Here is a 23,000-nt window from a genome sequence, read left to right on the forward strand (position 1 = left end):
CCGATGATAGCGTTGTGGAGTCACGACGGCGGCCCTCCCCTCCGTCTCCTGACCCACCTGAGAGGCCACCCACTCCCGATGCAACAACGTGCGAAAGACACCCGGCTTTCCGTCATCGAAGGAGCTGCCCGGGTATTCGCGGAGATCGGCTACGGAAATGCCAGCCTGACGGACATCACCAAACGTGCAGGGGTGACCAAAGGGGCGCTCTACTTCCACTTCACCTCAAAGCGGGAGCTGGCGGTAGCAGTCATAGAGGAGCAACACGCAATGGTGTTGGCAGCGGGGTCTGCCATAGTAGACTCTGACGACCCCGCCCTGGACAGACTCATAGGACTTTGCAGGATGTTCGGCCAGCAGCTTCTGGACGAACCGGTGGTCCAAGGCGGCATTCGGCTCACTTTTGAAGCCTCCGCTTTCGACGCCGACGTCTCAGGTCCCTACGAGGACTGGATCAACACGGCAGAGCAACTGCTGCGGCAAGCTACAGCGGATGGTGCCGTACGTCCCGAGTTGGACGCTGCCGCCTTCGCCAGGTACCTGGTTGCATCGTTCACCGGCGTTCAAATGGTCTCCGACGTATTGACCTCACGTGAAGACGTGCTGCAAAGAATCGAACAGATGTGGGAGTTCATGCTGCCGGCCTTACGCCCGGCAACGGCCAAATAGCCACGAGTTTTGCAAGCGGCTGCCTTAAGGTACGAAAAAAGGCCCTGCCTACTTGATGTGGTTCATGAAGTAGACAGGACCTTGATGGTGGAGCTGAGGGGACTCGAACCCCTGACCCCCTGCATGCCATGCAGGTGCGCTACCAGCTGCGCCACAGCCCCATATTCTCGCTGCTTCGCGTCTGGTTTTTTGGACCATCCGCGCCGAAGCAACTCAAATATCTTAGAACAGCATTTCCGAAAATTCCAAATCGGACATATTTCGGCTGATGGCCGGTCCTAGAGCTCGGAATCTTCCGCCGAAACAGCTTTCGCGGAAGCGTCGTCGCCCAATTCGAGGTCGACTACGGGGCAATCCTTCCACAGGCGCTCCAAGGCGTAGAAGACGCGATCCTCGGAGTGCTGGACGTGGATCACGATGTCGGCGTAGTCCAAGAGAACCCAACGGCCTTCAGAGCGGCCCTCGCGGCGCACGGGACGAAGGTCCTGCTTCATCAGTTCTTCCTCGATGCCGTCAACAATGGCGTTGACCTGGCGCTCGGTGGGAGCGGACGCAATCAGGAAGACGTCAGTGAGCGCCAAACGCTCGCTGACGTCCAGGGCAACAATGTCCTCAGCAAGCTTGTCTGCCGCGGCACGCGCAGCGTGACGGGCGAGGGTGATGGATTGTTCATGTGCAGACACGGGTACTCCTTGTTGTGGCCAGTGGCCTATGTTTGGCGTGAGCCATTGTTCAGCGGAATTAGCCGCTGGTGATCATGATGATGCCGACGATTAGGGCCACGATGCCCAACCCCAGGACGCCAAACTGCAGCAACCTGTTCCGTTGCGCCCGGGCCAAACCGGCCGTGCTGGCATCCAAGGGGTCAAGGCCATACGCCGCGCTGGCCGAAACCGGTGGGCGCTGGGTCTCTTGGCCGGGCTCCGCGGAGGTGACAAGACGTTTCCCGCCTGACTTCGCGACCGCCTCTGCGCGGGCAAGAACGCCGGCACGGCCACGTGCTCCTGGCTTTTTTGCTTGAGCTGGTTCGGCGTCGAGCTTAGGCCCCGCAGAAGTAATCAGCGGTACAAACGTGGTGCTCGGGCGCTTCATGACGGGCCGTTCGATCCCCGGCATTTTGACGAACTCCAACGGAGTCACCATCGCGAGGTTGTTAGCCGTGGAAGGACCCACCGTAGCGGAAGGCGACTTCCCATCACCCGGGGAAACCGACGCGTTTTTGGTGGGCTCCGACGTGTTCTTGCCGGATTCCGCCTGAGTCTTCTCGGCAAGCTTCTGCTTAGCGGCGGCGCGCTTGTTCAGGACGGCAGCACGCTCGGCAAGGGCGATCTGCTGCGCCAGGACCTCGGGATCTACAGCCAATGGGTCCTGCTCGGCAATGTGTTCCAGCTTGGCGGTCTGGTTTTCCACCTGCGCGGCGATCAGCTGCCGGACTGCAAGCGCCTGCTCCACGGACATATCGGACTCCGCAGGAGCCTTGCTGCTTCCCGCGCCCTCCGGTGTGGGTTTGGGAGCGCCCGGGGCCTTATCCTTCGAAGCCTTGTCAGCAGCCTCCGGCTGGGAAGACTCCGGCTTGGAAGACTCCGCTTTGGAAGACTTGGCACCCTCCGGCTGACCCGCGTTCTTTGCCGCGGGCGCGGGAACAATGGGATTCATGGAGGTAGCAACTTCGGCCTGAAGTTGCTGGAGGCGCAGCTGGCGACGAGTGGGCGGTCCCCCACCGGAGAGCTGCTCCTCTTTGTCAGCCAGCTCCTTGATAGTGCGCAAGGCGGCACGATCCCGGGCACGGATTTGCGAAGACCGTTCCTGGGCTGCTGGTCCCACTGCGTCCACAGGGACATCGGCGGCACGACGATTGCGGCCGTTCGGGCGATCGGCTTGAGGAAGGTTTTCTCCGTCCGCAGGCGCGGAAGTATCCATTTGCCCGGCCTCGGGGTGTTCTTCCCGGGCACGTCGAAGCTCGCGCCTGCTGCGGATGGGTCGCTGGTCCTGGCTGCTCATTCAAAACTCATTCAGTACGTGCTTGGTCGTCTGATCCGGACAGTGCTGGTGTCAGATCCGCTGCGTTCGCCGGCGCCGCATACAGTCCATATTTTGCGATGTACTGCACAACTCCATCAGGCACGAGGTACCAGACAGGATTTCCGGCCCCAACGCGGGTCCGGCAATCCGTGGAGGAGATGGCCATGGCGGGAACTTCCAACAGGCTGACGTCGTCCCTGCCCATGTCGTGCAGTTCATGGCCGGGACGAGTCACGCCGACGAAATGGGCCAAGGACCACAATTCGTCAACGTCCTTCCACGAAAGGATCTGCGCCAAGGCATCTGCACCCGTGATGAAAAACAGGTCAGCGTCAGGACGCTCTGCACGGAGATCGCGGAGGGTGTCGATGGTGAACGTCGGCCCCGGCCGATCAACATCCACCCGGCTTACTGTGAACCTTGGATTGGAGGCCGTGGCGATGACGGTCATCAGGTAACGGTGTTCAGGCCTGCTGACCAGCTTGTGTGACTTCTGCCAAGGCTGGCCGGTGGGCACGAAAACCACTTCGTCAAGGCCGAACTTGGCTGCGACTTCGCTGGCAGCAACAAGGTGGCCGTGATGAATGGGATCAAATGTTCCACCCATCACGCCCAGCCGGAGCCTGCGCCCCGCCTCCCCACGCGGTGTTGCGGCGATAATGTTAGTGGCCTTGGCCGTGGGTGTGCTTGTTCGGGTGCTGGCGGTGCGGATCGGAGTGCTCTTCAACGGCCTCGTGACGGTTGCCAAGGTTGGTGTAGGAGAGGGTAACGAACAGGAGAACCAGCATGAGGGCGAACATCACTACGCCGAAAACCCACGGCTCTGCCCACAGTGGAGCGAGTTCCTCGTGGCCGCCTTCAGTTTGGGCGGCAATGGACGTGGCGATCTGCTGAAACAGCATCTTCTCCCCTATTGGTTCTCAAAGGATTTTCGACGGCGGGACTCCCCACCGTTCCGGACTTCTGTTCTATGTTACCGCGTTGCTAGGCGCGGATCTGGCCCTCGCCCTGGACGATCCACTTGGTGGTGGTCAGCTCCGTGAGGCCCATGGGACCCCGGGCGTGCAACTTCTGGGTGGAAATACCCACTTCGGCTCCGAGTCCGAGCTCCCCTCCGTCAGTGAACCGGGTGGAGGCATTGACGATCACGGCAGCAGAGTCAATGTCCGCAATGAACTTCTCAGCGTTGGCCAGGTTGTTGGTGAGGATCGCTTCCGTGTGACCGGTGGTCCAGGTGCGGATGTGGTTGACCGCTTCATCCAGGCTGTCCACCATGGCAACCGCGAGATCAAGGTCCATGTATTCGGTGGCCCAATCGTCATCGTCGGCGGGAACGGTTTCAACGTCCTTGCCCAAGGCAGAAGCGATACGCTCATCAACGTGGAGGGTGACGCCGGCTGAACGCAGTGCTTTGGCAACAGCAGGCAGCACAGTGGCGCCGGAGTGCACCAGCAGGGTTTCAACTGTGTTGCAGACGCTGGGGCGTTGCGTTTTGGCGTTGAGGAGGATTTCCACGGCCATCTCTTCATTCGCGGACTCGTCAATGAAGATATGGACATTGCCTTCGCCGGTTTCGATGACGGGTACAGCGGAGTTGGTCACAACAGTCTGGATGAGATCCCGTCCACCGCGGGGAATCAGGACATCCACCCGGCCGCGGGCGCGCATCAGTACGTTGGCTCCTTCGCGACCATACTGGTCCACAGTCTGCACGGCATCCGCGGGCAGGCCGACTGAATCCAGCGCTTCGCGAAGGATCTGAACCAGTGCCTCGTTGGTGTTCGCAGCGGCGGAGCCTCCCCTGAGGATTACTGCGTTCCCGCTCTTCAATGCCAGGCCTGCGATATCCACCGTAACGTTCGGACGGGCCTCATAAATGGCAGCGACAACACCCATGGGGACGTTCACTTGGCGCAAGCGCAGTCCATTGGGCAGCGTCTGTCCACGGACCACGTTTCCCACGGGGTCGGGCAAACCTGCCAGGTTCTCCAAGGCAGCAACCAAACCGTCTATGCGGGCAGGAGTCAGGGTCAAACGGTCCAACAAAGCCGCTGACGTACCGTTGGCGCGGCCCACGGCTACATCCTTGGCGTTGGCCTCCAACACATGCTTCCGGTTCTCCACCAAGGCAGTGCCGATGGCACGCAACGCACGGTCCTTCCATGCACGGTTGGCCTGTCCCATACGGCGGGCTGCTTTACGGGAACGGTCCGCGATGGCATGAACGGCCGCCTGGACGTCTTCCGGTGACAACGGGACGCCTGACGCAGGGTTCTCCGGCGTCTGGCCGGCGGTACCGGATACGTCGGAGATCACAGGGGCGTCAGGGGTCAGCGCTTCAGTCATGCTCCAAGTTTAGATGAGCGCGGCGCCCTCAGGAGCACCAGGTCGTCAACATGAACAACTTCGCGGTCATAGCCGCGGCCCATGGCTTGGCCAAGTTCCTGCGTTGTACGGCCCAACATGCGCGGGAGTTCCTCCGAAGAGTAGTTCACCAAGCCGCGTGCCAGCACCGTTCCGTCATGGGCAACCATCTCAACAGGATCTCCTGCTTCGAAATCACCGCTGATGTCCGAAATGCCTGCGGGCAGGAGTGACCTGTGCCGGTCGCGCACGGCCTTCACTGCGCCGTCGTCGAGTATTAAACGGCCTTGAACGGTGGCCAAGTGTGCCAGCCAGAGGAGTCGGACCGGCTTGCGATTGCCGTTCACGGCAAACCACGTTCCAACGTCCTCGCCCGCCAAAGCCGCCGCAGCATTGGCCGTGGACGTGACCAGGGCATGTATACCCGAGCCGGCAGCAATGGACGCTGCTTCCACCTTGGTCATCATTCCGCCGGTTCCGACACCGGCCTTACCTGCCTTGCCGATGGTCACGTCCTCGAGGTCCTGCGGACCACGGACCAGCGGAATGCGTTGCGCGCCCTGGGACGGCGGACCGTCGTAGAGGGCGTCGACGTCGGACAACAGCACTAGCGCATCTGCGCGCACCAAGTGCGCTACCAAGGCAGCGAGGCGATCGTTGTCACCGAAGCGGATTTCATGTGTGGCCACGGTGTCGTTCTCATTAACTACCGGAACGACGCCAAGGTTTAACAGCCTGTCCAGGGCACGGAAGGCATTTGTGTGCTGCGTCCGGCGCATCAGGTCATCGGCGGTCAACAGGACCTGGCTGACAGTTACACCGTGGGCGCTGAAAGCCTGGGTATACCGTGCCATCAGGAGTCCCTGTCCTACGCTGGCGGCAGCCTGCTGGGTGGCCAGGTCCTTGGGGCGCTTGGCGAGCCCCAAGGGGGCAAGTCCCGCAGCGATGGCACCCGAAGACACCAAAATGATTTCCGTCCCGGCATTGCGCTTCTCAGCAAGGGCATTGACCAGTCCGGTGAGGGACTTTTCGGAGATGCCCCCCTTGATGCTGGTCAGTGAGGACGACCCCACTTTGACAACAATCCGCTTGGCGGTGGCAAGGGCCTGGCGCTCAAGTCCTTCAGCTATGTCCGGAGCGTCGAAAGTCCTAGTCGTCATCACCGGAATCCAAGTGGCTTTCCTTCACTGCCTGGGCACGGCGACCACTGACTGATTCAGTCCAGATGCCAGCCTTGCGTTCAGCTTCAAGCTCAGCCCTCGCGGCGGCCTTCGCTTCGCGGCGCTCGATCTGCTCGTCACGCTTTTGTGAACGCGTGGGGCGGTCGCCGATGTCCGCAACGCGAATGTCGGTACCGCGGGGCGTCGCCAGGAGTTCGGCGCCGGCCATCATGGTGGGCTCCCAATCGAACACCACGCCATCGTCTTCACCGATGACCACGGTGTCGCCGGGCTTGGCGCCAACCTTGAAGAGCTCGGTTTCAACACCGAGCTTGGCAAGGCGGTCGGCGAGGTAGCCAATGGCTTCCTCGTTGGTGAAGTCAGTTTGCTTGACCCAGCGCACGGGCTTTTCGCCCAGGACGCGGAACAGTGGCTCGAGGTTTTTCTCCTCGCGGCGGATCTTGAAGCCGGACTCGTTGACGGCACGCGGCCGGAGCACGGGAGCAGCCACCTTGGGAGGCGTGGCCTGAACGGCGTCACGAGCTGCCTGGACAATCTCAGCCATGGCAAAGCCGAGCTGACGCAAACCTTCGTGGCTGGTTGCCGACACTTCAAAAACGCGGTAGCCACGGGCTTCGAGGTCCGGACGGACGAACTCGGCCATGTCCTTGCCATCGGGAAGATCAACCTTGTTGAGGACTACCAGCTTGGGCCGCTCGTTAAGGGGCACAACTTCGCCGTCAACACCGGCGTAGCTCATGTCTACGGCGTACTTCTCCAGTTCGGCCTCGATGATGGCGAGGTCGGAAAGAGGATCCCGGTCAGATTCGAGGGTTCCGCAATCAAGGACGTGAACCAGTGCAGCGCAACGCTCTACGTGACGCAGGAAGTTGTGGCCCAGGCCCTTGCCTTCGCTGGCGCCCTCGATCAGGCCGGGAACGTCGGCGATAGTGAAGCGGACATCGCCGGCCTGCACCACGCCGAGGTTGGGAATGAGGGTAGTAAACGGGTAGTCGGCAATCTTGGGCCGGGCAGCAGACATGGCTGCAATGAGGCTCGACTTACCGGCAGAAGGGAAACCAACCAGGGCGATATCTGCGATGGACTTCAGTTCCAGGACGATATCGCTGGATTCACCTTCGATACCAAGCAGGGCAAAGCCCGGAGCCCGACGCTTCTGCGATGAAAGGGATGCGTTGCCGAGGCCGCCCTGGCCGCCGGCAGCTGCAATGTACTCAGCACCCTCGCCAACGAGGTCGGCCAGAACGTCGCCGTCCTTGGTCTTGACCACGGTGCCATCGGGCACGGGAAGAATCAGGGTTTCACCGTTCTTGCCGCCACGCCAGTCACCCATGCCGGGGCCACCGTTGGTGGCGTGGCGGTGGGGAGCGTGGTGGTAATCAAGCAGGGTTGTGGTCTGGGCGGATACGCGCAGGATGACATCTCCGCCGTTGCCGCCGTTGCCGCCGTCGGGGCCGCCGAGCGGCTTGAACTTTTCCCGCTTGACAGAGACACAGCCGTGGCCGCCGGTTCCGCCGGATACGTGCAGGACTACCCGGTCTACAAAGCTCGCCACGTGAATCTCCTCAGTTGCTGTCTTACAGCGCTTGTTGCTGTTGCCAGCGTTGTTGCAAAAACCAGTGCGCTAAAGCGCCCTAGTCGATTGTAATGCGGTTAAAAGAACGGTGGAGCGGGCCGTTTGGCCCGCTCCACCGGTTCAGAACTTGTAGTTACTCTGCAGCTGCAGCAGCAACAATGTTCACTACGCGACGGCCGCGGCGAGTACCAAACTCAACCGCACCGGCCTGCAGTGCGAACAGGGTGTCGTCGCCACCGCGACCGACGCCTGCACCGGGGTGGAAGTGGGTTCCACGCTGGCGAACGATGATCTCGCCAGCGGAAACTACCTGACCACCGAAACGCTTGACGCCCAGGTACTGAGCGTTGGAGTCACGACCGTTGCGAGTGGAACTCGCGCCTTTTTTGTGTGCCATGTGAAATGCCTGCCTCTAAATTTCTGGGGAAACTGAAAAACCTGAACAGCGGGTAACGAAAGTTACGCGATGCTGGTGATCTTGATCTTGGTCAGTTCCTGACGGTGACCCTGACGCTTCCGGTAGCCGGTCTTGTTCTTGAACTTCTGGATGACGATCTTCGGACCACGGAGGTCCTCGAGGATCTCAGCCGTGACCTTGACGTTGGCCAGTTCCGCAGCTGCGGAGGTGACCTTCTCGCCGTCAACCAGGAGCAATGCGGGCAGCTCAAGCGTGCTACCGGCTCCACCGGGGACGCGGTTCAGCGTTACGTAGTCTCCAACGGAAACTTTTTCTTGGCGGCCGCCTGCGCGGACAATCGCGTACACCACTTGGGTACTCACTTCTCTCGACGTTTATTACAAAATTTGCGTGCGGAACCTTGAACCGGAATCAGCCCTGGTTCGCGCTGTGCCTCAACGCCGTGGACTTCTGATCGAAGTCCGCGAGTCATCCCATGAACAATTCCAAGGGGCATAACCCAAGTGTTGGCGTAAGCACCGAAGATCAAGATTACGCTAGTTTGACCTTCAGCTGCAAATGAGGCCGGGTCCGGAGGCTACCTCGTGACTTGCATCACCAGTTGTAACGGACTCTCCCGGCACCGTGCCCATACAGCCTACAGGGTTTGGGCGAGATTAACGCGATCCAGCCAGCGACGCGCGGACGTGTCGCCGCTATCGGCCTCAAATACGAGCGTGGAAAGCTACTGAACGCGGGTGGACGAAACCTGCGCAAACAGCCTCGGAGCATCGAAGAACGCCGTCTCGTAGCGGCAGGACTGCGTGAAAGCATCCATCATGGCAGCCCGCTCCATGCCGGAAGCCGCGACGGCCGCAGCATCAGTGAAGTTGATCGCTTTCCGTGTGGCCTCAGCGAAATCCTCGTCGGCGTAGGTCTTCAACCAGTCCGCATATGCGTGGTCCGCAGGCGCACCGGCGTTTACGTATGCCGCATGCAGCTGCTGACCCACCTCCGCATACAACCAGTAGCAGGGCAGGATCGCCGCCAGCACTACGGCATAGCTGCCGGCAGCGGATGTTGCCAGTAAATGGTCAACGTAGGACTTGGTGACCGGTCCGGTTGCCGTGGAGGCCTCCCGCGTGCTCAACCAGTTCCTGTGCAACTCCGATTCAACCTCCAGGCACTGCTGTGATGCCTTTGCCCAGAACAGTTGTTCTTCCTCCGTGGGGGCCAAGGCGCCCGCACGTGCCAGGACCCTCGAATACCCATTGAGATAGATGGCGTCCTGGGCAAGGTAGTAACTGAAGTCACGTTCGGGCAGTTCGCCGGATTGAAGTCCTTGAATAAACGGGAGTCCGTAAATCGCTTCGAGTTCGGGGACGGCTTCATTCCACATCGCCGCAGCGAAAGCGCCCGGCTTGGATGCCTGCTGGAAGTGGTGGAAGTGGTCCACGGGCCCGTTGCCTTGACCCACGTGCAGGGTGTCAGAGGCCATCAATGCCCCTAGCAACCACGGCTTGACTTCCCGCAGTGAAACTTCCCAATCACCAGTTCGTGCCTGGACTGTGGCCAAGGCGGAAGACAGGGAGCACCCGGTACCGTGGCTGTTCCGCGTTGCAAGCTTGGGACCCGCAACTTCGATCACATCCTGGGACAATAGCCCGCTGGTGTTTACCAGCGCATCGGGGCACTCCGGCCCTGGCAGGTGTCCGCCCTTGACCAGGACCGTGTTTCCGTACTCCGCCGCCAACCGCTTGCCCTGGTCCAGCGCCGAAGCCCAGTCTGTTGCCTCCGGCTCCCCCAGCAACATGGCCAGTTCAGGAATGTTCGGCGTAATGAGGTGGGCCGAAGGGATCAGCGAACGCAATGCCGTCTCAGCAGACTCCCGGAGCAGTCGGTCACCACTGGTGGCCACCATCACCGGATCAAGGACCACGACGACGGGACGCACCTCTTCGAGCCAGCTCCGGACCTCTTCGATGACGGCTGCGTCGCCGAGCATTCCGATCTTCACGGCGTCAATGGTGATGTCACCGCTAATGGCGTCCAGCTGCTGACGCAGGAAGTGCGCGGGAGGGACGTGGACGGCACTGACCCCCCTGGTGTTTTGCGCGGTGAGAGCCGTAATGGCAGCCATGCCGTACCCGCCGAACGCGGCGATGCTCTTCAGGTCCGCTTGGATTCCGGCGCCACCTGAAGGGTCCGAGCCGGCAATGCTCAGAACGCGTGGGGTTGGACGGCCCGAAGCCGAAGCGTCGAGGGGGTACACCGATGAATATGATGATGCAGTCATGAGGACATCCCTTCGCCGGTGCTAACCGGACAGGTTCAACGGGTTTGGATCTCAGCCCGGCCCAACGCCCGGCACCCCGTGTCAGTCCCCAAGCGTAGCCGGGAAGCAACGCGGCGCGGGAACCGGGCCACGGCGACGCCCGGATGTGACTCTGAACGCAGCCCATGCGTGGATTGCAGCCCGGATGCAAAAGGACCCCGCACTACCCGCCGAGTGGCAGATAGCGCAGGGTCCTTTTCAACTTGTTCGCCGGAACTTAGAGCTCGGAAGCAGGAACTCCAACGCCTAGGATGATGGGCTCATCCTTTGGCGCCTTTTTGGCCGGCTCCACAGTCGCCTTAGCCTCATGGGCCGAACCCCGGGTGGCCGATGCCGTTACGTCATGGTGCTCGACACTGGTTTCATTGGCCGCTCCCTGGGCCCTGCTCGCACTCCGGTTACGGCGACCGCGACGTCCACGCGAGGCTGAAGCAGCCTCGGGATCTTCCTCAGCAGTCCGTGCCGGAGAAGCAGCAGCCTTCGGGGCTGAAACAGGCGCGGCTTCTTCCTCAGGTGCCGGGGCTGCGCCGAGGTGCGAAAACGCTTCGGCCAGGAGATCCAGGCTCATGGCAGGCTTGGCTGCCTGCGGTTCCTCGTGGTGCTCAACGAACGGCAGGGCAACTTCTTCCCCACCAAAGCGCAGGACGGGAGTAGATCTTGCTTCCTGGACTGCTGCTTCCCTGCTTGCAGCATCGCGGGCTGAAGCCCGTGCTTCGCCGGTAGCGGCTTCACTACCAGTGGAGGTGCCGGATGCAGGGCTTACGTCTGGTTCGTGCCGGCCCGCCGCCCGGGCTTCCTCCTCTGCACGGTGAACTTCGTCGTCGTGCAGGTGTGCGGCGTGAGCTGCAGCGGCAATTGTCGCCAGGGCGGCCCTGGTTGCCTCGGCTTTGGCTATCCGGGCAGGATCCTGCGGTTCAGCCGTGGTGGATGCTGTAACCGGGGCGGACGTGGTCGTGTGGACCTGCGCGGGAGCTTCGGCAATGGCCGGTCCCCCGCCCTTACCGCGGCGGCGTTTGCGTTCGGTCCGCGCAGCAGGCTGCTGCGCTTCCGTGTGCGGGCGGTGATGTTCAGCAGCCACCACGTTGGCGCGACGGTGTTCAACGGGCTCGTCGTGCGTGACGACACCCCGGCCGGCGCAGTGCTCGCACTGCTCACCGAAGACCTCAAGAAGGCCGGTTCCCATGCGCTTGCGCGTCATCTGAACCAAGCCCAGCGACGTCACTTCAGCCACCTGGTGCTTGGTGCGGTCCCGGCCGAGGCACTCCACCATGCGGCGGAGGACGAGGTCGCGGTTGGATTCAAGGACCATGTCAATGAAGTCGATGACGATAATGCCGCCGATATCGCGCAGACGAAGCTGGCGAACAACTTCCTCGGCCGCTTCAAGGTTGTTCTTGGTGACCGTTTCTTCAAGGTTTCCGCCACTGCCGGTAAACTTGCCGGTGTTGACGTCCACCACGGTCATGGCCTCGGTGCGATCGATGACCAACGAACCGCCGGACGGCAGGAAGACCTTCCGCTCCAGGGCCTTGTGGATCTGCTCGTCGATACGCCACGCGGCGAAGATGTCCTGATCCTTGGTCCACTTTTCGAGGCGTCCCACCAGATCAGGGGCAACGTAGGTCACGTAGGCCTCGATGGTGTCCCAGGCGTCGTCACCGGAGACGATCAGCTTGGAGAAGTCCTCGTTGAAAACGTCACGGACCACCTTGATGGTGAGGTCGGGTTCGCCGTAGAGCAGCTCGGGAGCCAAAACCTTGGTGGACGAGGCCTGTCCTTCGATGCCTTCCCACTGCGCGCGCAGACGGTTGATGTCGTGGGTGAGCTCTTCCTCGGACGCGCCCTCAGCTGCTGTGCGAACAATGACACCCGCGTTTTCCGGCAAACGGTCCTTCAGGATGCGCTTGAGGCGGTTGCGCTCGACGTCGGGCAGCTTGCGTGAGATGCCGGTCATGGAGCCACCCGGTACGTACACCAGGTAGCGGCCCGGCAGCGAGATCTGGCTGGTGAGGCGGGCACCCTTGTGTCCCACGGGGTCCTTGGTGACCTGGACCAGGACGGAGTCGCCGGACTTCAGGGCGTTCTCGATGCGACGCGGTTGGCCTTCAAGGTTAACTGCGTCCCAGTTGACTTCTCCGGCGTACAGGACCGCGTTACGGCCGCGTCCGATGTCCACGAACGCAGCTTCCATGGACGGCAGCACGTTCTGGACCTTGCCCAAGTACACGTTGCCGATCAGGGAGTCCTGCTGGGTCTTGGACACGAAGTGCTCAGCCAGCACACCGTCTTCCAGGACACCAATCTGAATTCTGTCGTCGCGCTGGCGGACGATCATTTGGCGGTCCACCGACTCACGGCGGGCAAGGAACTCGGCCTCGGTGATGACCTGGCGGCGGCGTCCGGTTTCACGGGACTCGCGCCGGCGCTGCTTCTTGGCCTCCAGCCTGGTGGAGCCCTTGACGCCGGTAACCCGGTTGGAGGGGGCTGTTTCCGTGATGGGGCGGGGCGCACGGACACGGGTGACTGTGTTGGGCGGATCGTCGTCCGAGCCGCCGGTCAGTTCAAGATCCTGGTCTCCACGACGGCGACGACGCCTGCGCCGCGAAGTGACGCCTTCTTCGAGGGCTTCTACTACCGTCGCTTCCTCGTCCTCGGACTCTGCGCCGTCCTCGGTCTCGTTCTCGTCCCGCTCGGTTCCACGGCGACCACGGCGGCCTCGGCTCCTGCGACGCCGGCGACTACCTGCATCTTCCAGCTCGCCTTCAGCGGTGGTTTCGATTTCTTCTTCGGGCTCCTCAGCCTTCTCCTCCACCGCGGCAACACGGGGAACTGTGGTGAGGTCCGGGGCCTGGAAGATCATGGACGTGATGGAAACCGGCTCCATGAACAGCGAGGTGGACGCGGCAGGAGCAGCCTCTTCGGCAGGTTCCTCCGCGGCGGCCTCGGCTTCCGGGCTTTGGGCAGGAACCTCGGTGGCTACCTCAGCGACCGGCTCCTCCGGCTGGGAGCCCTTATCCGGCGTCGTGGTTTCCGGGGCGGCTTCCGCAGCAACAGGTGCCTCTACGACTTCAGTCTTGGGCTTGGTAGTACGACGACGGCGGACCGGCTTTTCGGGGGCCGGCTCGGCGGCGGCCGCTTCGGGCTTGACTTCGGCAGCTTCAGGGGCGGCAGCGGGGTCATCGACCACGGCAGCAGCTTCGTCGCCCAAACCGGGCAGGGTTTCGGCAGGCTCTGCCTTCTTGCGGGAACGGGTGCGGCGCACTGGTGCTGCGGTGGCCTCAGTGGCTGCTTCCGGGGTTGGGGTCTCGGCCGCAGGTCCCTCTACATCAGCAGCGACCTTGGGCGCTGCCTTGCGCCGGGTCCTGGTGGCTTTCTTGGGCGCTTCCGCAGTTTCCGCGGGAGCTGCCTCGTCATTAACGGCTACAACCTGGTCATTATCCATATGTGGCAACACTCCTGCCCCAGCGACGCCGCCACATCCGGCGCCCAGTGGAGCAAATATTGTCAAAACCCGCAGGCGTTGACAGAAGTCGGCATTATGCCTTCCGGTTCGCACCAGCATTGGGGTGCGGCAGCCCTGGAAGGCCGGCGGCTTTATTCTGAAACCCGTTGTTCTGCTGCCACAACCAGGTGCCGTCCATTGTCATGGCGGGCCTACCGAGGATCACGCGATCCGGGCATGCCCAGCTCATACTGGCGGTCTTGGGAACAAAGTCACCGGACCGGAATTCGAATGTGGATCGACTCCCGGCCATGTTCATTCTCTCACACCCCTGCACGTTCCCCAGGTAGGTCGCTGTGTCGTGGACGTCCGCCCACAAGCTGGGGGCCGGCGTCCAGCCTTCGGAGTTACAATCCTCCCAAGAGCCGTTCCCGGCCTGCCGGGCCATTTGTCGAAAAGGATCACATCCGCGATGCCAAGCACCGCCAGGGAAAACCTGGCCAACAAAGCCACAAGCCCTGTGGAGGACATATCCAGCCAGCAGGATTCCCTCCCCAAAACGGTCCGTGACAAGCCCTTCGCGTGGCTGCTGTTGATCACCGGTGTGGTTGGTTGGCTGGCGTCCGGAATCCTGGTGCTGGAGAAACTTGAGGTGCTCAAGGATCCCAACCACGTGACAGTGTGCGATGTTAATCCGTTTGTCTCCTGCGGCGAAGTGATGCAGACACCGCAAAGCTCGGTATTCGGATTTCCCAACATGTTCATCGGCATCGTTGCCTTCGCTGTCATCATCACCACAGCAATGGGCATTCTTGCGGGAGCCAAGTATTCACGGGGTTACTGGCTGGGCCTGCAAACCGGTGTGACCCTTGGTTTCGCGTTTGTTGTGTGGCTGTGGTCGCAGGCCCTCTACGTCATTCACGTGCTGTGCCCGTTCTGCATGGTGGTGTGGGCCGCCATGATCCCCCTGTTTGTCTGGGTAACCATCCGCAACATCACCAGCGGGGTCATCAAGGCGCCGCCTGCACTGGTCAAGCTTTTGTCCGGATCGGGATGGATCATCGTCGCCCTGCTGTACATCGCCGTGATCGCCACGATCTTCTTCTCCTTCATCCACCTCTTCGTGGCGTCCACAGCGTAGAACCACCCCTCGCGAGATAACAGTTAAGGCCAATGTTCACGAAGAACATTGGCCTTAACTGTTATCTCGGCGGGGTTTTTAGCCCTCGAACCAGATCTTGATCTCACGCTCTGCGGAGTCGACTGAATCTGAGCCGTGAACGAGGTTCTGCTGGACGGCCAGTCCCCAGTCGCGGCCGAAGTCGCCGCGGATGGTGCCCGGTGCCGCCGTCGTCGGATCCGTGGTTCCGGCCAGCGAGCGGAAGCCTTCGATGACGCGGTGGCCCTCAAAGACCGCAGCGATAACGGGTCCGCTGAGCATGAACTCAACCAGCGGCTCGTAGAACGGCTTGCCCACGTGTTCCTCGTAGTGCTGCTCCAGAAGTTCGCGGGTCGCGTTGACCTTCTTCAGTTCCGCCAGGGTGTAGCCCTTGGCTTCGATCCGGGCGAGGATGCTTCCACCCAGGTTGCGGGCGACGCCGTCGGGCTTGACCAGGACAAGTGTCCGTTCAATGCTCACAGTTGCTCCAATGTGGTTGTTCGGTGGTTTTCCCAGCCAGTTTACGGGGTTTGCGGGCCAGCCTGGTCACCATGGGCTGCATCCCATTCCGCCTGTTCACGGTCGCGTTGGGCCACCTCGCGGTCAATCCGCATACCGGCCCTGATCCCGTACCACCAGCAGATAGCAAACAGGATCCCCACGATGAACATGGTGGGCTCAGCGAAGCCCGTCAGAATCAGCACAAGCTGCAGTGCCCAGCCAACTCCGATGCCCCAGGGCTTGGACAGTACGGCGCACGCCAACACCAGCACCACCGTCAGTGCGATGCCTACTCCCAGAATGATGCCGGGGTCAACTTCTCCACGCCTCAGGCCGAAGACCGCCAGCGTGCCAAAGAACGCCACGAAGGCTTCGAGCAGGAGCACGGTGGAAGCGAACATCACCTTGGTGGATCGGCGCTTCCTGGGCATGCCGGGTCGCCATTCGCGCTGCGCCTTGGTCATTTTCGCCATGCTAGGCACTCGCCTTTCCGAGCAGGATCCGTGCCTCGGCCACCACCGTGATGGAACCCGTTACCAGGACACCGCCTGCCAGGTCATCGTTGGACTCAGCGCGCTCCACAGCCCATTCCAAGGCATCGTCCAATTTCTCGGCGATGTGGACGTTGTCCTCGCCGAAGCCGAGGTCGACGGCGAGTTCGGCCAGTTCCGCTGCCGGAACGGCACGCGCCGAGTTGGACTGGGTGAAGCAGAACTCCTCAGCCAGGCCGCCCAGTGATTCCTTGAGGGTCTTCAGGATCTCTTCAGCGTCCTTCTCCCGAAGAACGCCAACCACAACCACCAGTTTGCTGAAGCTGAAGGCCTCCTGGATAGCTTCCGACGAGACGCGGATGCCGTCCGGGTTGTGTGCAGCATCCACCACAACTGTGGGCGCAGTGCGCACGACTTCGAGCCGGCCGGGGGACGTCACGTTGCCGAAGGCTTCCTTGAGCACCTCGGCATCGAGCTCTTTCTCTCCCCCACCGAAAAATGCTTCCAAAGCCGCGACGGCGACAGCTGCGTTTTCAGCCTGGTGGGCACCATGCAATGGCAGCAACAGGTCTTCGTAGCGCCCGGCGAGTCCTTGAATGGTGAGGACCTGTCCGCCCACGGCAACGCTGCGGGACTCGACACCAAATTCGACGCCTTCGAAACGGAACGGCACGTCCACTTCGCGGGCTTTCTCCAACAGGACCTGTGCAGCATCCACAGGCTGGGCAGCGCTCACCAGGAAGCCACCAGCTTTGATGATGCCGGATTTCTCGTAGGCGATGTCCTCGGTGGTGTCGCCCAGAAGATCCGTGTGGTCCAGCGAAATCGGTGTAATGACTGAAACCTGGCCATCGCCAACGTTGGTGGCGTCGGTGACGCCGCCCAGGCCGACTTCCATGACGGCGACATCAACGGGCTGATCGGCGAACACCGCGAAGCCCAGAATAGTCAGGCATTCGAAGTAGGTAAGTCGCGGTTGGTTGTCGGCAACGAGCTCGCTGTCCACGATTTCCAGGTAAGGGCGGATCTCGTCCCAAATGCGCACGAACGTCGCATCCGGCACAGGCTCTCCATCAATGCTGATGCGCTCAGTCACTTTGGACAAGTGCGGGCTGGTGTAACGGCCCGTGCTCAGGCCGTGGGCACGCAGTCCGGCCTCGATCATGCGGGCCGTGGACGTTTTGCCGTTGGTGCCGGTGATGTGGATGATCGGGTAAGCCTTGTTCGGCTCCCCCAGCACGTCCATGGCACGGTACAACGGAGCAAGGCGCGGCTCCATCTTGTTTTCCGGGGCGCGGCCCAGGAGTTCGGCGTAGACGCTTTCAACCGAGAATTCGTCAGTCATGGATCAGGCCCCTGCCTTTGCGACGGTGACCTGCGGTTCGTCGACGCTAGCCAGCAGAACCTCCAGTTCCAACGTCAGAGTTTCAGTCTTGACGAGCTCTGAATTCGCTTCCAGGGCGTCAACCACATCCTGTGCGGCCTCCACGGAAGTTCGGATGCGGTCGCTCACGTTCAGCCCAGCGTCCTTGCGCGCCTGCTGGATGGCGCGGACCATGTCACGAGCCAAACCTTCGGCGGCAAGCTCTGGAGTGACCTCGGTGTTCAGGACAACAAACCCACCCCCAGGCAGCACAGCAACAGCAGAGCTTCCGCCGTCGGCCGCTTCTGCCACGACGGTCTCCAGCGTGTACTCCTGCGGCTCAAGCTCAAGTCCACCGGCCACTACCACACCGGCGTCATTGACAGACCAATCGCCGGACTTGGATCCCTTGATGGCCTGCTGCACGTTCTTGCCCAGGCGCGGGCCAGCGGCCCGGGCGTTGACCACGAGCTTCTGCTCAATGCCGAACTCCTCAGGCGAGGCAGTTGCAGCGTCCAGGAGCCGGACGGAACGCAGGTTCAGTTCATCGGCGACGACGGCGGCAAAGCCTTCCAGCGCATCTGCACCAGGTGCCACCACAGTCAGTTCCTGCAGCGGCAAGCGAACGCGCAGGTTCGCGGCCTTCCGCAAGCTGGAGCCGGTGGAGCAGATTTGCTGGACACGGTCCATTGCTTCAACCAATGCCGCGTTGGAAGGGAACAGCGAAGCGTCGGGCCAGTCGGCCAGGTGGACCGAACGGCCACCGGTCAGCCCACGCCAAATCTCTTCCGTCACCAGCGGCAGCAAGGACGCAGAGACCCGGCACACTGCTTCGAGGGCAGTGTAGAGCGCATCAAAGGCGTCAACGTTTTCATCGAAGAAGCGCTGGCGGCTGCGGCGTACGTACCAGTTGGTGAGCATGTCCAAGTAGCTGCGCAGCTCATCGCAGGCACCGGAGATGTCGTAGCTGTCCAGGCTTGTGGTGACATTGCGGACCAGGTCCCCGGTGTTGGCCAGGAGGTATTGGTCGAGGGTGTCGGCATAGCCGTCGTAGCGCAGCTTCGCCTCGTAGCCCGAGCCGCCATTGGCAGCGTTGGTGTACAGCGTGAAGAAGCTGTAAACGTTCCAGAGCGGCAGGATGACCTGGCGTACGCCGTCGCGGATGCCCTGCTCGGTGACCACAAGGTTGCCGCCGCGCAAGATGGGGCTGGACATGAGGAACCAGCGCATGGCGTCGGAACCGTCGCGATCCAGGACCTCGGACACGTCAGGGTAGTTGCGCAGGCTCTTGGACATCTTCTGGCCGTCAGAGCCAAGCACGATGCCGTGACTGATCACGTTCCGGAACGCCGGACGGTCAAACAGTGCGGTGGACAGGATGTGCAACATGTAGAACCAGCCGCGGGTCTGTCCGATGTACTCCACGATGAAGTCCGCCGGGTTGTGGGTGTCGAACCACTCCTCGTTCTGGAACGGGTAGTGCACCTGGCCGTACGGCATGGAACCGGAGTCGAACCAGACGTCCAAAACGTCTTCGACCCGGCGCATGGTGGACTTACCCGTGGGATCGTCCGGGTTGGGACGTGTCAGTTCATCGATGAACGGCCGGTGGAGGTCAACTTGACCCTCATTGTTCATCGGAAGACGGCCGAAGTCGGCTTCGAGATCAGCCAGGGAACCGTAGACGTCGGTGCGCGGGTATTCGGGGTCGTCGGACTGCCACACGGGGATGGGGGAACCCCAATACCGGTTGCGGCTGATGGACCAGTCGCGGGCGTTGTCCAGCCACTTGCCGAACTGGCCGTCCTTGACGTTGCCCGGGATCCAGTTGATCTCCTGGTTCAGCTCGGACATGCGGTCCTTGAACTTGGTGACTTCCACATACCAGGACGACACGGCACGGTAGATCAGCGGGTTCCGGCAGCGCCAGCAGTGCGGGTAGCTGTGCTCGTAGCTGGCTTGGCGGACCAAGCGTCCGTCGGCGCGGAGCACCTGGGTGATGGGCTTGTTGGCGTCGAAGACCTGGAGGCCGACGATCGAGGCAAGCTCGCCGTGCGCGAACAGCGGCAGGAACTTGGCGCCTTCGTCGACGGACAGGACCACGGGGATGCCGGCGTCTTCACAGACCTTCTGGTCATCCTCACCGTAGGCCGGAGCCTGGTGGACGATGCCCGTACCGTCCGTGGTGGTGACGTAATCGGCCACAAGGAAGCGCCATGCGTTCTGCGTGCCGTACTTCTCAGCATCGGCAAAGTCGTTCCAGAGTGGCTCGTACTCAAGCCCGGCCAACTCGGTGCCGGAGTGGGTGGACACGACTGCGGCAGCCGCGGCAGCGGCGTCGTCGTACCCCAAGTCCTTGGCGTACGCCCCCACGAGGTCAGCGGCCAGCAGGAAACTGCCCTTGACGGGCGCTTCAGCTGAAGCGGCCTTGACGCCGTTGGGTCCGGCGGGCAGGACTGCGTAAGAGATGTCCGGCCCGACGGCGAGCGCCAGGTTGGTGGGCAACGTCCAGGGCGTGGTGGTCCAGGCGAGTGCCTGAACACCGGCGAGTGCCTTGGAGAGCTCGGACTCCCCTGCCTTGACGGGGAACGTTACAGTGACCGTTTGGTCCTGGCGGTTCTTGTAGACGTCGTCGTCCATGCGGAGTTCGTGGTTGGACAGCGGCGTCTCGTCCTTCCAGCAGTATGGGAGGACGCGGTAGCCGTTATAGGTGAGGCCCTTCTCGTGCAGCTGCTTGAAGGCCCAGAGGACCGACTCCATGTACTCGACGTTGAGCGTCTTGTAGTCGTTCTCGAAGTCCACCCAGCGTGCCTGGCGGGTGACGTAGGCCTTCCACTCGTTGGCGTACTTCATGACCGAGGCGCGGCAGGCGTCGTTGAATTTGTCGATGCCCATGGCTTCGATTTGGGTTTTGTCCGTCATGCCCAGTTGCTTCATGGCTTCGAGCTCTGCCGGGAGGCCGTGGGTATCCCAGCCGAAGCGGCGCTCCACGCGCTTGCCGCGCTGGGTCTGGTAGCGGCCTACAAGGTCCTTGGCGTAGCCGGTCAGGAGATGGCCGTAGTGCGGGAGGCCGTTGGCGAAGGGAGGGCCATCGTAGAAGACGAACTCGTTGCTGCCGTCCTTGCCCGCATCACGTTGGTCGATGCTGGCTTGGAAGGTGCCGTCTTCGTCCCAGTATTTGAGGATGCGCTCTTCGATTTCCGGGAACTTCACGGAAGCGGACACGCCGTGCGTGCCGGACGAAGACGCTGAGGCCTTGGGGTAGTGGGTCATCTCATATCCTGTGATAGCTGGTTGACTGTCAGGATGCGAGGACGGCGTCTGTGCTGCCTGTCGGCTGCGCAGTTACCGCGGTACCACCTCACTTACCGCAACGCGATGTTCCGGCCTCTCATTACTGCTGTGACGGGCTTACCCGTCCGGTTCTACTGGGCGCTTGCCGCCTTTGCAGGTGGTCAGTGCCTTTCTTCCGGAAGCTCACCGGTGATGGCCGGGTCGAAGCTGGTCTTCCAAGTCTAGCGGCAGCGGAGCGCCCCGCTCTACTTGTGAGTTCATCCTGTGGATGGAGTCCGGATTGCCGGGCGATGCATAGACTCAAACCCATGACACACCCGCGGAATGCTGTGAAGGGAACCCGCCCTGCGCCGCGCCGTGCTTCTTTGGCGTGGTCGGTGGTGGCGATGCTTGCTGCACTGCCCGTGGCGGGGGTATCGATGTTCCGCGCGATCCCCGCAGAGTGGCCCTTGATCGTGGTGCAGCTGCTGTCCTTCACCCCGTGGATGGTGCTGCCGGCGGCGCTTGCCCTGATGCTTGCCTTGGTAGGTCGGCGGCGTTGGGTCATCATCACGACGGCGGCTTTGCTGGCGGTCCAGTTGTTCTGGCTGTTCCCGTTGGACGTTGGAAAGCCGGAGTCATTACCTGCCGGTACTGCCAAGGTCCCTCTGAAAGTTATGAGCCTCAACTCTGAATACGGAGAAGCAGACGCCGCCGCCATCGTGAAGCTGGTCAAGGACAATGGGATTCAGCTGCTGACCATCCAGGAACATACGCAGGGACTGGAGGATCGCCTAACCTTCGCGGGCATGGAGGAAGTACTTCCGAACCGGGTCAGCGAACCCAATGACGACGCGTCCGGCGGTGCCGTGTATTCGGTGTTCCCGCTCGAGCCCAACGGACTCCTCCCTGATACGCCATTCCGGATTGACGTTACCCGGGTACTCGTCTCAAACCCGGAATCCGGCGCCAGGGCCTCCTTGAACCTCAGCAACGTTCACGCCCTCCCACCGGTGGATGAGCGGATTGACCAATGGCGGAGCGACCTCGGCAAGATTGCCCGCCAAGCAGCAGGATCCGGGAACCACCTGCTGATGGGCGACTACAACGCCACGTACGATCACTCCGAGTTCCGGGCTTTGCTGGACCCGGGGCCCGGCGGCACGTTGTCAGGCGGTGGGAAGCTTGTGGATGTGGGCACGGCCTCGGGTGGACGCCTCTCCCCCACGTGGCCTATGGAAGGACCTCCGCTTCCGGGCATCGTGATCGACCATATAGTCACCTCGCCCAACATCAGCAGCAGCGATTACGCGGTCCTCCGTGTTCCCGGTTCGGATCATGCAGCCATCACGGCCAGGCTGCTCATTCCTGCCGGCTAACTGAGGGTCTCAGGCCTCTTTGCGGATCAGTTTGTGGTTCGCCGCCTGGGCCACGGGGCGGATAACGATCTGGTCGAGGTTGATGTGGTGCGGTAGCGATACTGAGTACGCCACGACGCCCGCCACGTCGTCTGCGGTGAGGGGCTTCTCCACACCGGCATAAACTTTGGCGGCTGCGTCCTTGTCACCGAGTCGGTTCAGGGCGAATTCCTCCGTCTGCACCAGTCCCGGAGCCACCTCGATGACCCGGATGTTGTTGCCCACCTCTTCCAAGCGCAGGGCATTGGTCATGGCGTGCTGGGCAAATTTGGCTGCGTTGTAGCCCGCGCCGCCTTCATAAGCGGACAACCCTGCCGTGGACGTCAGGTTGAGGACGGTTCCCTCGCCGTTGTCCCGCAGCATCGGCAGGAAGGCCCGGGTGATTTTCATGGTGCCCAGGACGTTCACCTGGTACATCCAATCCCAGTCCTCAGTGTCAGCGTTCGCGATGGTGTCCGCGCCGCGTGCACCACCGGCGATGTTGATGAGGGTGTCTGCACCCCCCTCGTTGGTGACGGCCGAGAGCAAGGCCGAGACGTCGTCGTCGTCCGTGATGTCAGCCGGGAACGGCACGGCGCCGGTTTCGGTGGCCAGTGCGTCCAGCCTGTCAGCCCGGCGGGCCACCGCGAAAACCTTCCATCCGGAGGCAACCAGCGCCTTCACCGTGGCCTCGCCGATGCCGGTACTCGCACCGGTCACGACTGCCGTCTTGTTGTTGCCTGCATTCTGTCCGAAAGGCGTGTTGTGCGCTGCCAATGTCATGGCACTACCTTATCGGGGGTGCAGGCTCCGCCGAGGGGCGAGCGGTA

General features: G+C 62.0%; 19 protein-coding genes, 1 tRNA gene and 1 riboswitch. Of the genes, 3 read left to right on the forward strand and 17 right to left on the reverse strand.

All coding sequences use genetic code 11. The features are described from left to right. Positions 1-78 precede the first annotated feature (78 nt). Complete coding sequence (locus ACIQTW_RS02055; protein ID WP_402933173.1) at positions 79-669, forward strand: ScbR family autoregulator-binding transcription factor; 591 nt, start codon at positions 79-81, stop codon at positions 667-669. Between the two features lie 85 nt (positions 670-754). Here the strand turns inward: ACIQTW_RS02055 and ACIQTW_RS02060 are convergent. The 12 genes from ACIQTW_RS02060 to ACIQTW_RS02115 all read right to left on the reverse strand — a co-directional run bounded on the left by ACIQTW_RS02060 (position 755) and on the right by ACIQTW_RS02115 (position 13,986). Further along, positions 755-830 (reverse strand) — tRNA-Ala (locus ACIQTW_RS02060). A gap of 117 nt (positions 831-947) precedes the next feature. After that, on the reverse strand, positions 948-1,352 hold the full coding sequence (gene rsfS / locus ACIQTW_RS02065) for a ribosome silencing factor (protein WP_402933176.1): 405 nt from the start codon (positions 1,350-1,352) through the stop codon (positions 948-950). A 58-nt stretch (positions 1,353-1,410) separates the two neighbouring features. Continuing rightward, a complete protein-coding gene (locus tag ACIQTW_RS02070; RefSeq protein WP_402933179.1) occupies positions 1,411-2,670 on the reverse strand; it encodes a hypothetical protein in 1,260 nt (419 codons plus the stop codon). A 7-nt stretch (positions 2,671-2,677) separates the two neighbouring features. Further along, complete coding sequence (nadD, locus tag ACIQTW_RS02075; RefSeq protein WP_011775039.1) at positions 2,678-3,298, reverse strand: nicotinate-nucleotide adenylyltransferase; 621 nt, start codon at positions 3,296-3,298, stop codon at positions 2,678-2,680. Positions 3,299-3,353: 55 nt separating this feature from the next. Further along, positions 3,354-3,593 (reverse strand): hypothetical protein, encoded by a 240-nt coding sequence (locus ACIQTW_RS02080; RefSeq protein ID WP_011775040.1) that lies wholly within the window; start codon positions 3,591-3,593, stop codon positions 3,354-3,356. An 82-nt stretch (positions 3,594-3,675) separates the two neighbouring features. Beyond that, entirely contained in the window at positions 3,676-5,037 is a 1,362-nt protein-coding gene (locus tag ACIQTW_RS02085) for a glutamate-5-semialdehyde dehydrogenase (RefSeq protein WP_402933185.1), read from the reverse strand. Continuing rightward, positions 5,034-6,215: a glutamate 5-kinase gene (gene proB / locus ACIQTW_RS02090; protein WP_402933187.1), complete on the reverse strand. Its 1,182-nt coding sequence runs from the start codon at positions 6,213-6,215 to the stop codon at positions 5,034-5,036. Before proB ends, ACIQTW_RS02085 begins: the two co-directional genes overlap by 4 nt. Further along, complete coding sequence (gene obgE / locus ACIQTW_RS02095; RefSeq protein WP_402933190.1) at positions 6,205-7,791, reverse strand: GTPase ObgE; 1,587 nt, start codon at positions 7,789-7,791, stop codon at positions 6,205-6,207. Before obgE ends, proB begins: the two co-directional genes overlap by 11 nt. 154 nt (positions 7,792-7,945) lie before the next feature. Then, on the reverse strand, positions 7,946-8,209 hold the full coding sequence (rpmA, locus tag ACIQTW_RS02100; RefSeq protein ID WP_003803426.1) for a 50S ribosomal protein L27: 264 nt from the start codon (positions 8,207-8,209) through the stop codon (positions 7,946-7,948). 62 nt (positions 8,210-8,271) lie between these two features. Next, the gene (gene rplU / locus ACIQTW_RS02105) at positions 8,272-8,580 is read right to left on the reverse strand and encodes a 50S ribosomal protein L21 (protein ID WP_024816904.1); all 309 of its coding nucleotides are present in this window, start codon (positions 8,578-8,580) and stop codon (positions 8,272-8,274) included. Positions 8,581-8,954: 374 nt separating this feature from the next. After that, positions 8,955-10,505 (reverse strand): bifunctional hydroxymethylpyrimidine kinase/phosphomethylpyrimidine kinase, encoded by a 1,551-nt coding sequence (thiD, locus tag ACIQTW_RS02110; protein ID WP_402933193.1) that lies wholly within the window; start codon positions 10,503-10,505, stop codon positions 8,955-8,957. Continuing rightward, a riboswitch (TPP riboswitch) is annotated at positions 10,496-10,594 on the reverse strand. It overlaps the preceding gene by 10 nt. Positions 10,595-10,761: 167 nt before the next feature. Then, entirely contained in the window at positions 10,762-13,986 is a 3,225-nt protein-coding gene (locus ACIQTW_RS02115) for an Rne/Rng family ribonuclease (protein WP_402933196.1), read from the reverse strand. A gap of 472 nt (positions 13,987-14,458) precedes the next feature. Between ACIQTW_RS02115 and ACIQTW_RS02120 the strand changes: the two genes are divergently transcribed. Beyond that, entirely contained in the window at positions 14,459-15,127 is a 669-nt protein-coding gene (locus ACIQTW_RS02120; RefSeq protein ID WP_402933199.1) for a vitamin K epoxide reductase family protein, read from the forward strand. Positions 15,128-15,205: 78 nt separating this feature from the next. Here the strand turns inward: ACIQTW_RS02120 and ndk are convergent, their stop codons facing one another. Genes ndk through ileS form a run of 4 tightly spaced genes read right to left on the reverse strand, consistent with a single transcriptional unit; the run spans position 15,206 to position 20,773 of the window. After that, positions 15,206-15,625: a nucleoside-diphosphate kinase gene (gene ndk / locus ACIQTW_RS02125; protein WP_014922034.1), complete on the reverse strand. Its 420-nt coding sequence runs from the start codon at positions 15,623-15,625 to the stop codon at positions 15,206-15,208. Between the two features lie 41 nt (positions 15,626-15,666). Then, a complete protein-coding gene (locus tag ACIQTW_RS02130; RefSeq protein ID WP_402933203.1) occupies positions 15,667-16,119 on the reverse strand; it encodes a DUF4233 domain-containing protein in 453 nt (150 codons plus the stop codon). Between the two features lies 1 nt (position 16,120). Further along, positions 16,121-17,482, reverse strand: a complete 1,362-nt coding sequence (locus tag ACIQTW_RS02135) for a bifunctional folylpolyglutamate synthase/dihydrofolate synthase (protein WP_402933206.1) — start codon at positions 17,480-17,482, stop codon at positions 16,121-16,123. A gap of 3 nt (positions 17,483-17,485) precedes the next feature. Continuing rightward, positions 17,486-20,773 (reverse strand): isoleucine--tRNA ligase, encoded by a 3,288-nt coding sequence (ileS, locus tag ACIQTW_RS02140; RefSeq protein ID WP_402933209.1) that lies wholly within the window; start codon positions 20,771-20,773, stop codon positions 17,486-17,488. Between the two features lie 329 nt (positions 20,774-21,102). Here ileS and ACIQTW_RS02145 point away from each other — a divergent pair, with 329 nt between their 5' ends. Beyond that, entirely contained in the window at positions 21,103-22,152 is a 1,050-nt protein-coding gene (locus ACIQTW_RS02145) for an endonuclease/exonuclease/phosphatase family protein (protein ID WP_402933212.1), read from the forward strand. Positions 22,153-22,161: 9 nt separating this feature from the next. Here the strand turns inward: ACIQTW_RS02145 and ACIQTW_RS02150 are convergent, their stop codons facing one another. Beyond that, positions 22,162-22,953, reverse strand: a complete 792-nt coding sequence (locus tag ACIQTW_RS02150) for an SDR family oxidoreductase (RefSeq protein ID WP_402933215.1) — start codon at positions 22,951-22,953, stop codon at positions 22,162-22,164. Positions 22,954-23,000: the final 47 nt, after the last annotated feature.

Source organism: Paenarthrobacter sp. NPDC090517, from assembly GCF_044769165.1.
Taxonomy (GTDB): Bacteria; Actinomycetota; Actinomycetes; order Actinomycetales; family Micrococcaceae; genus Arthrobacter.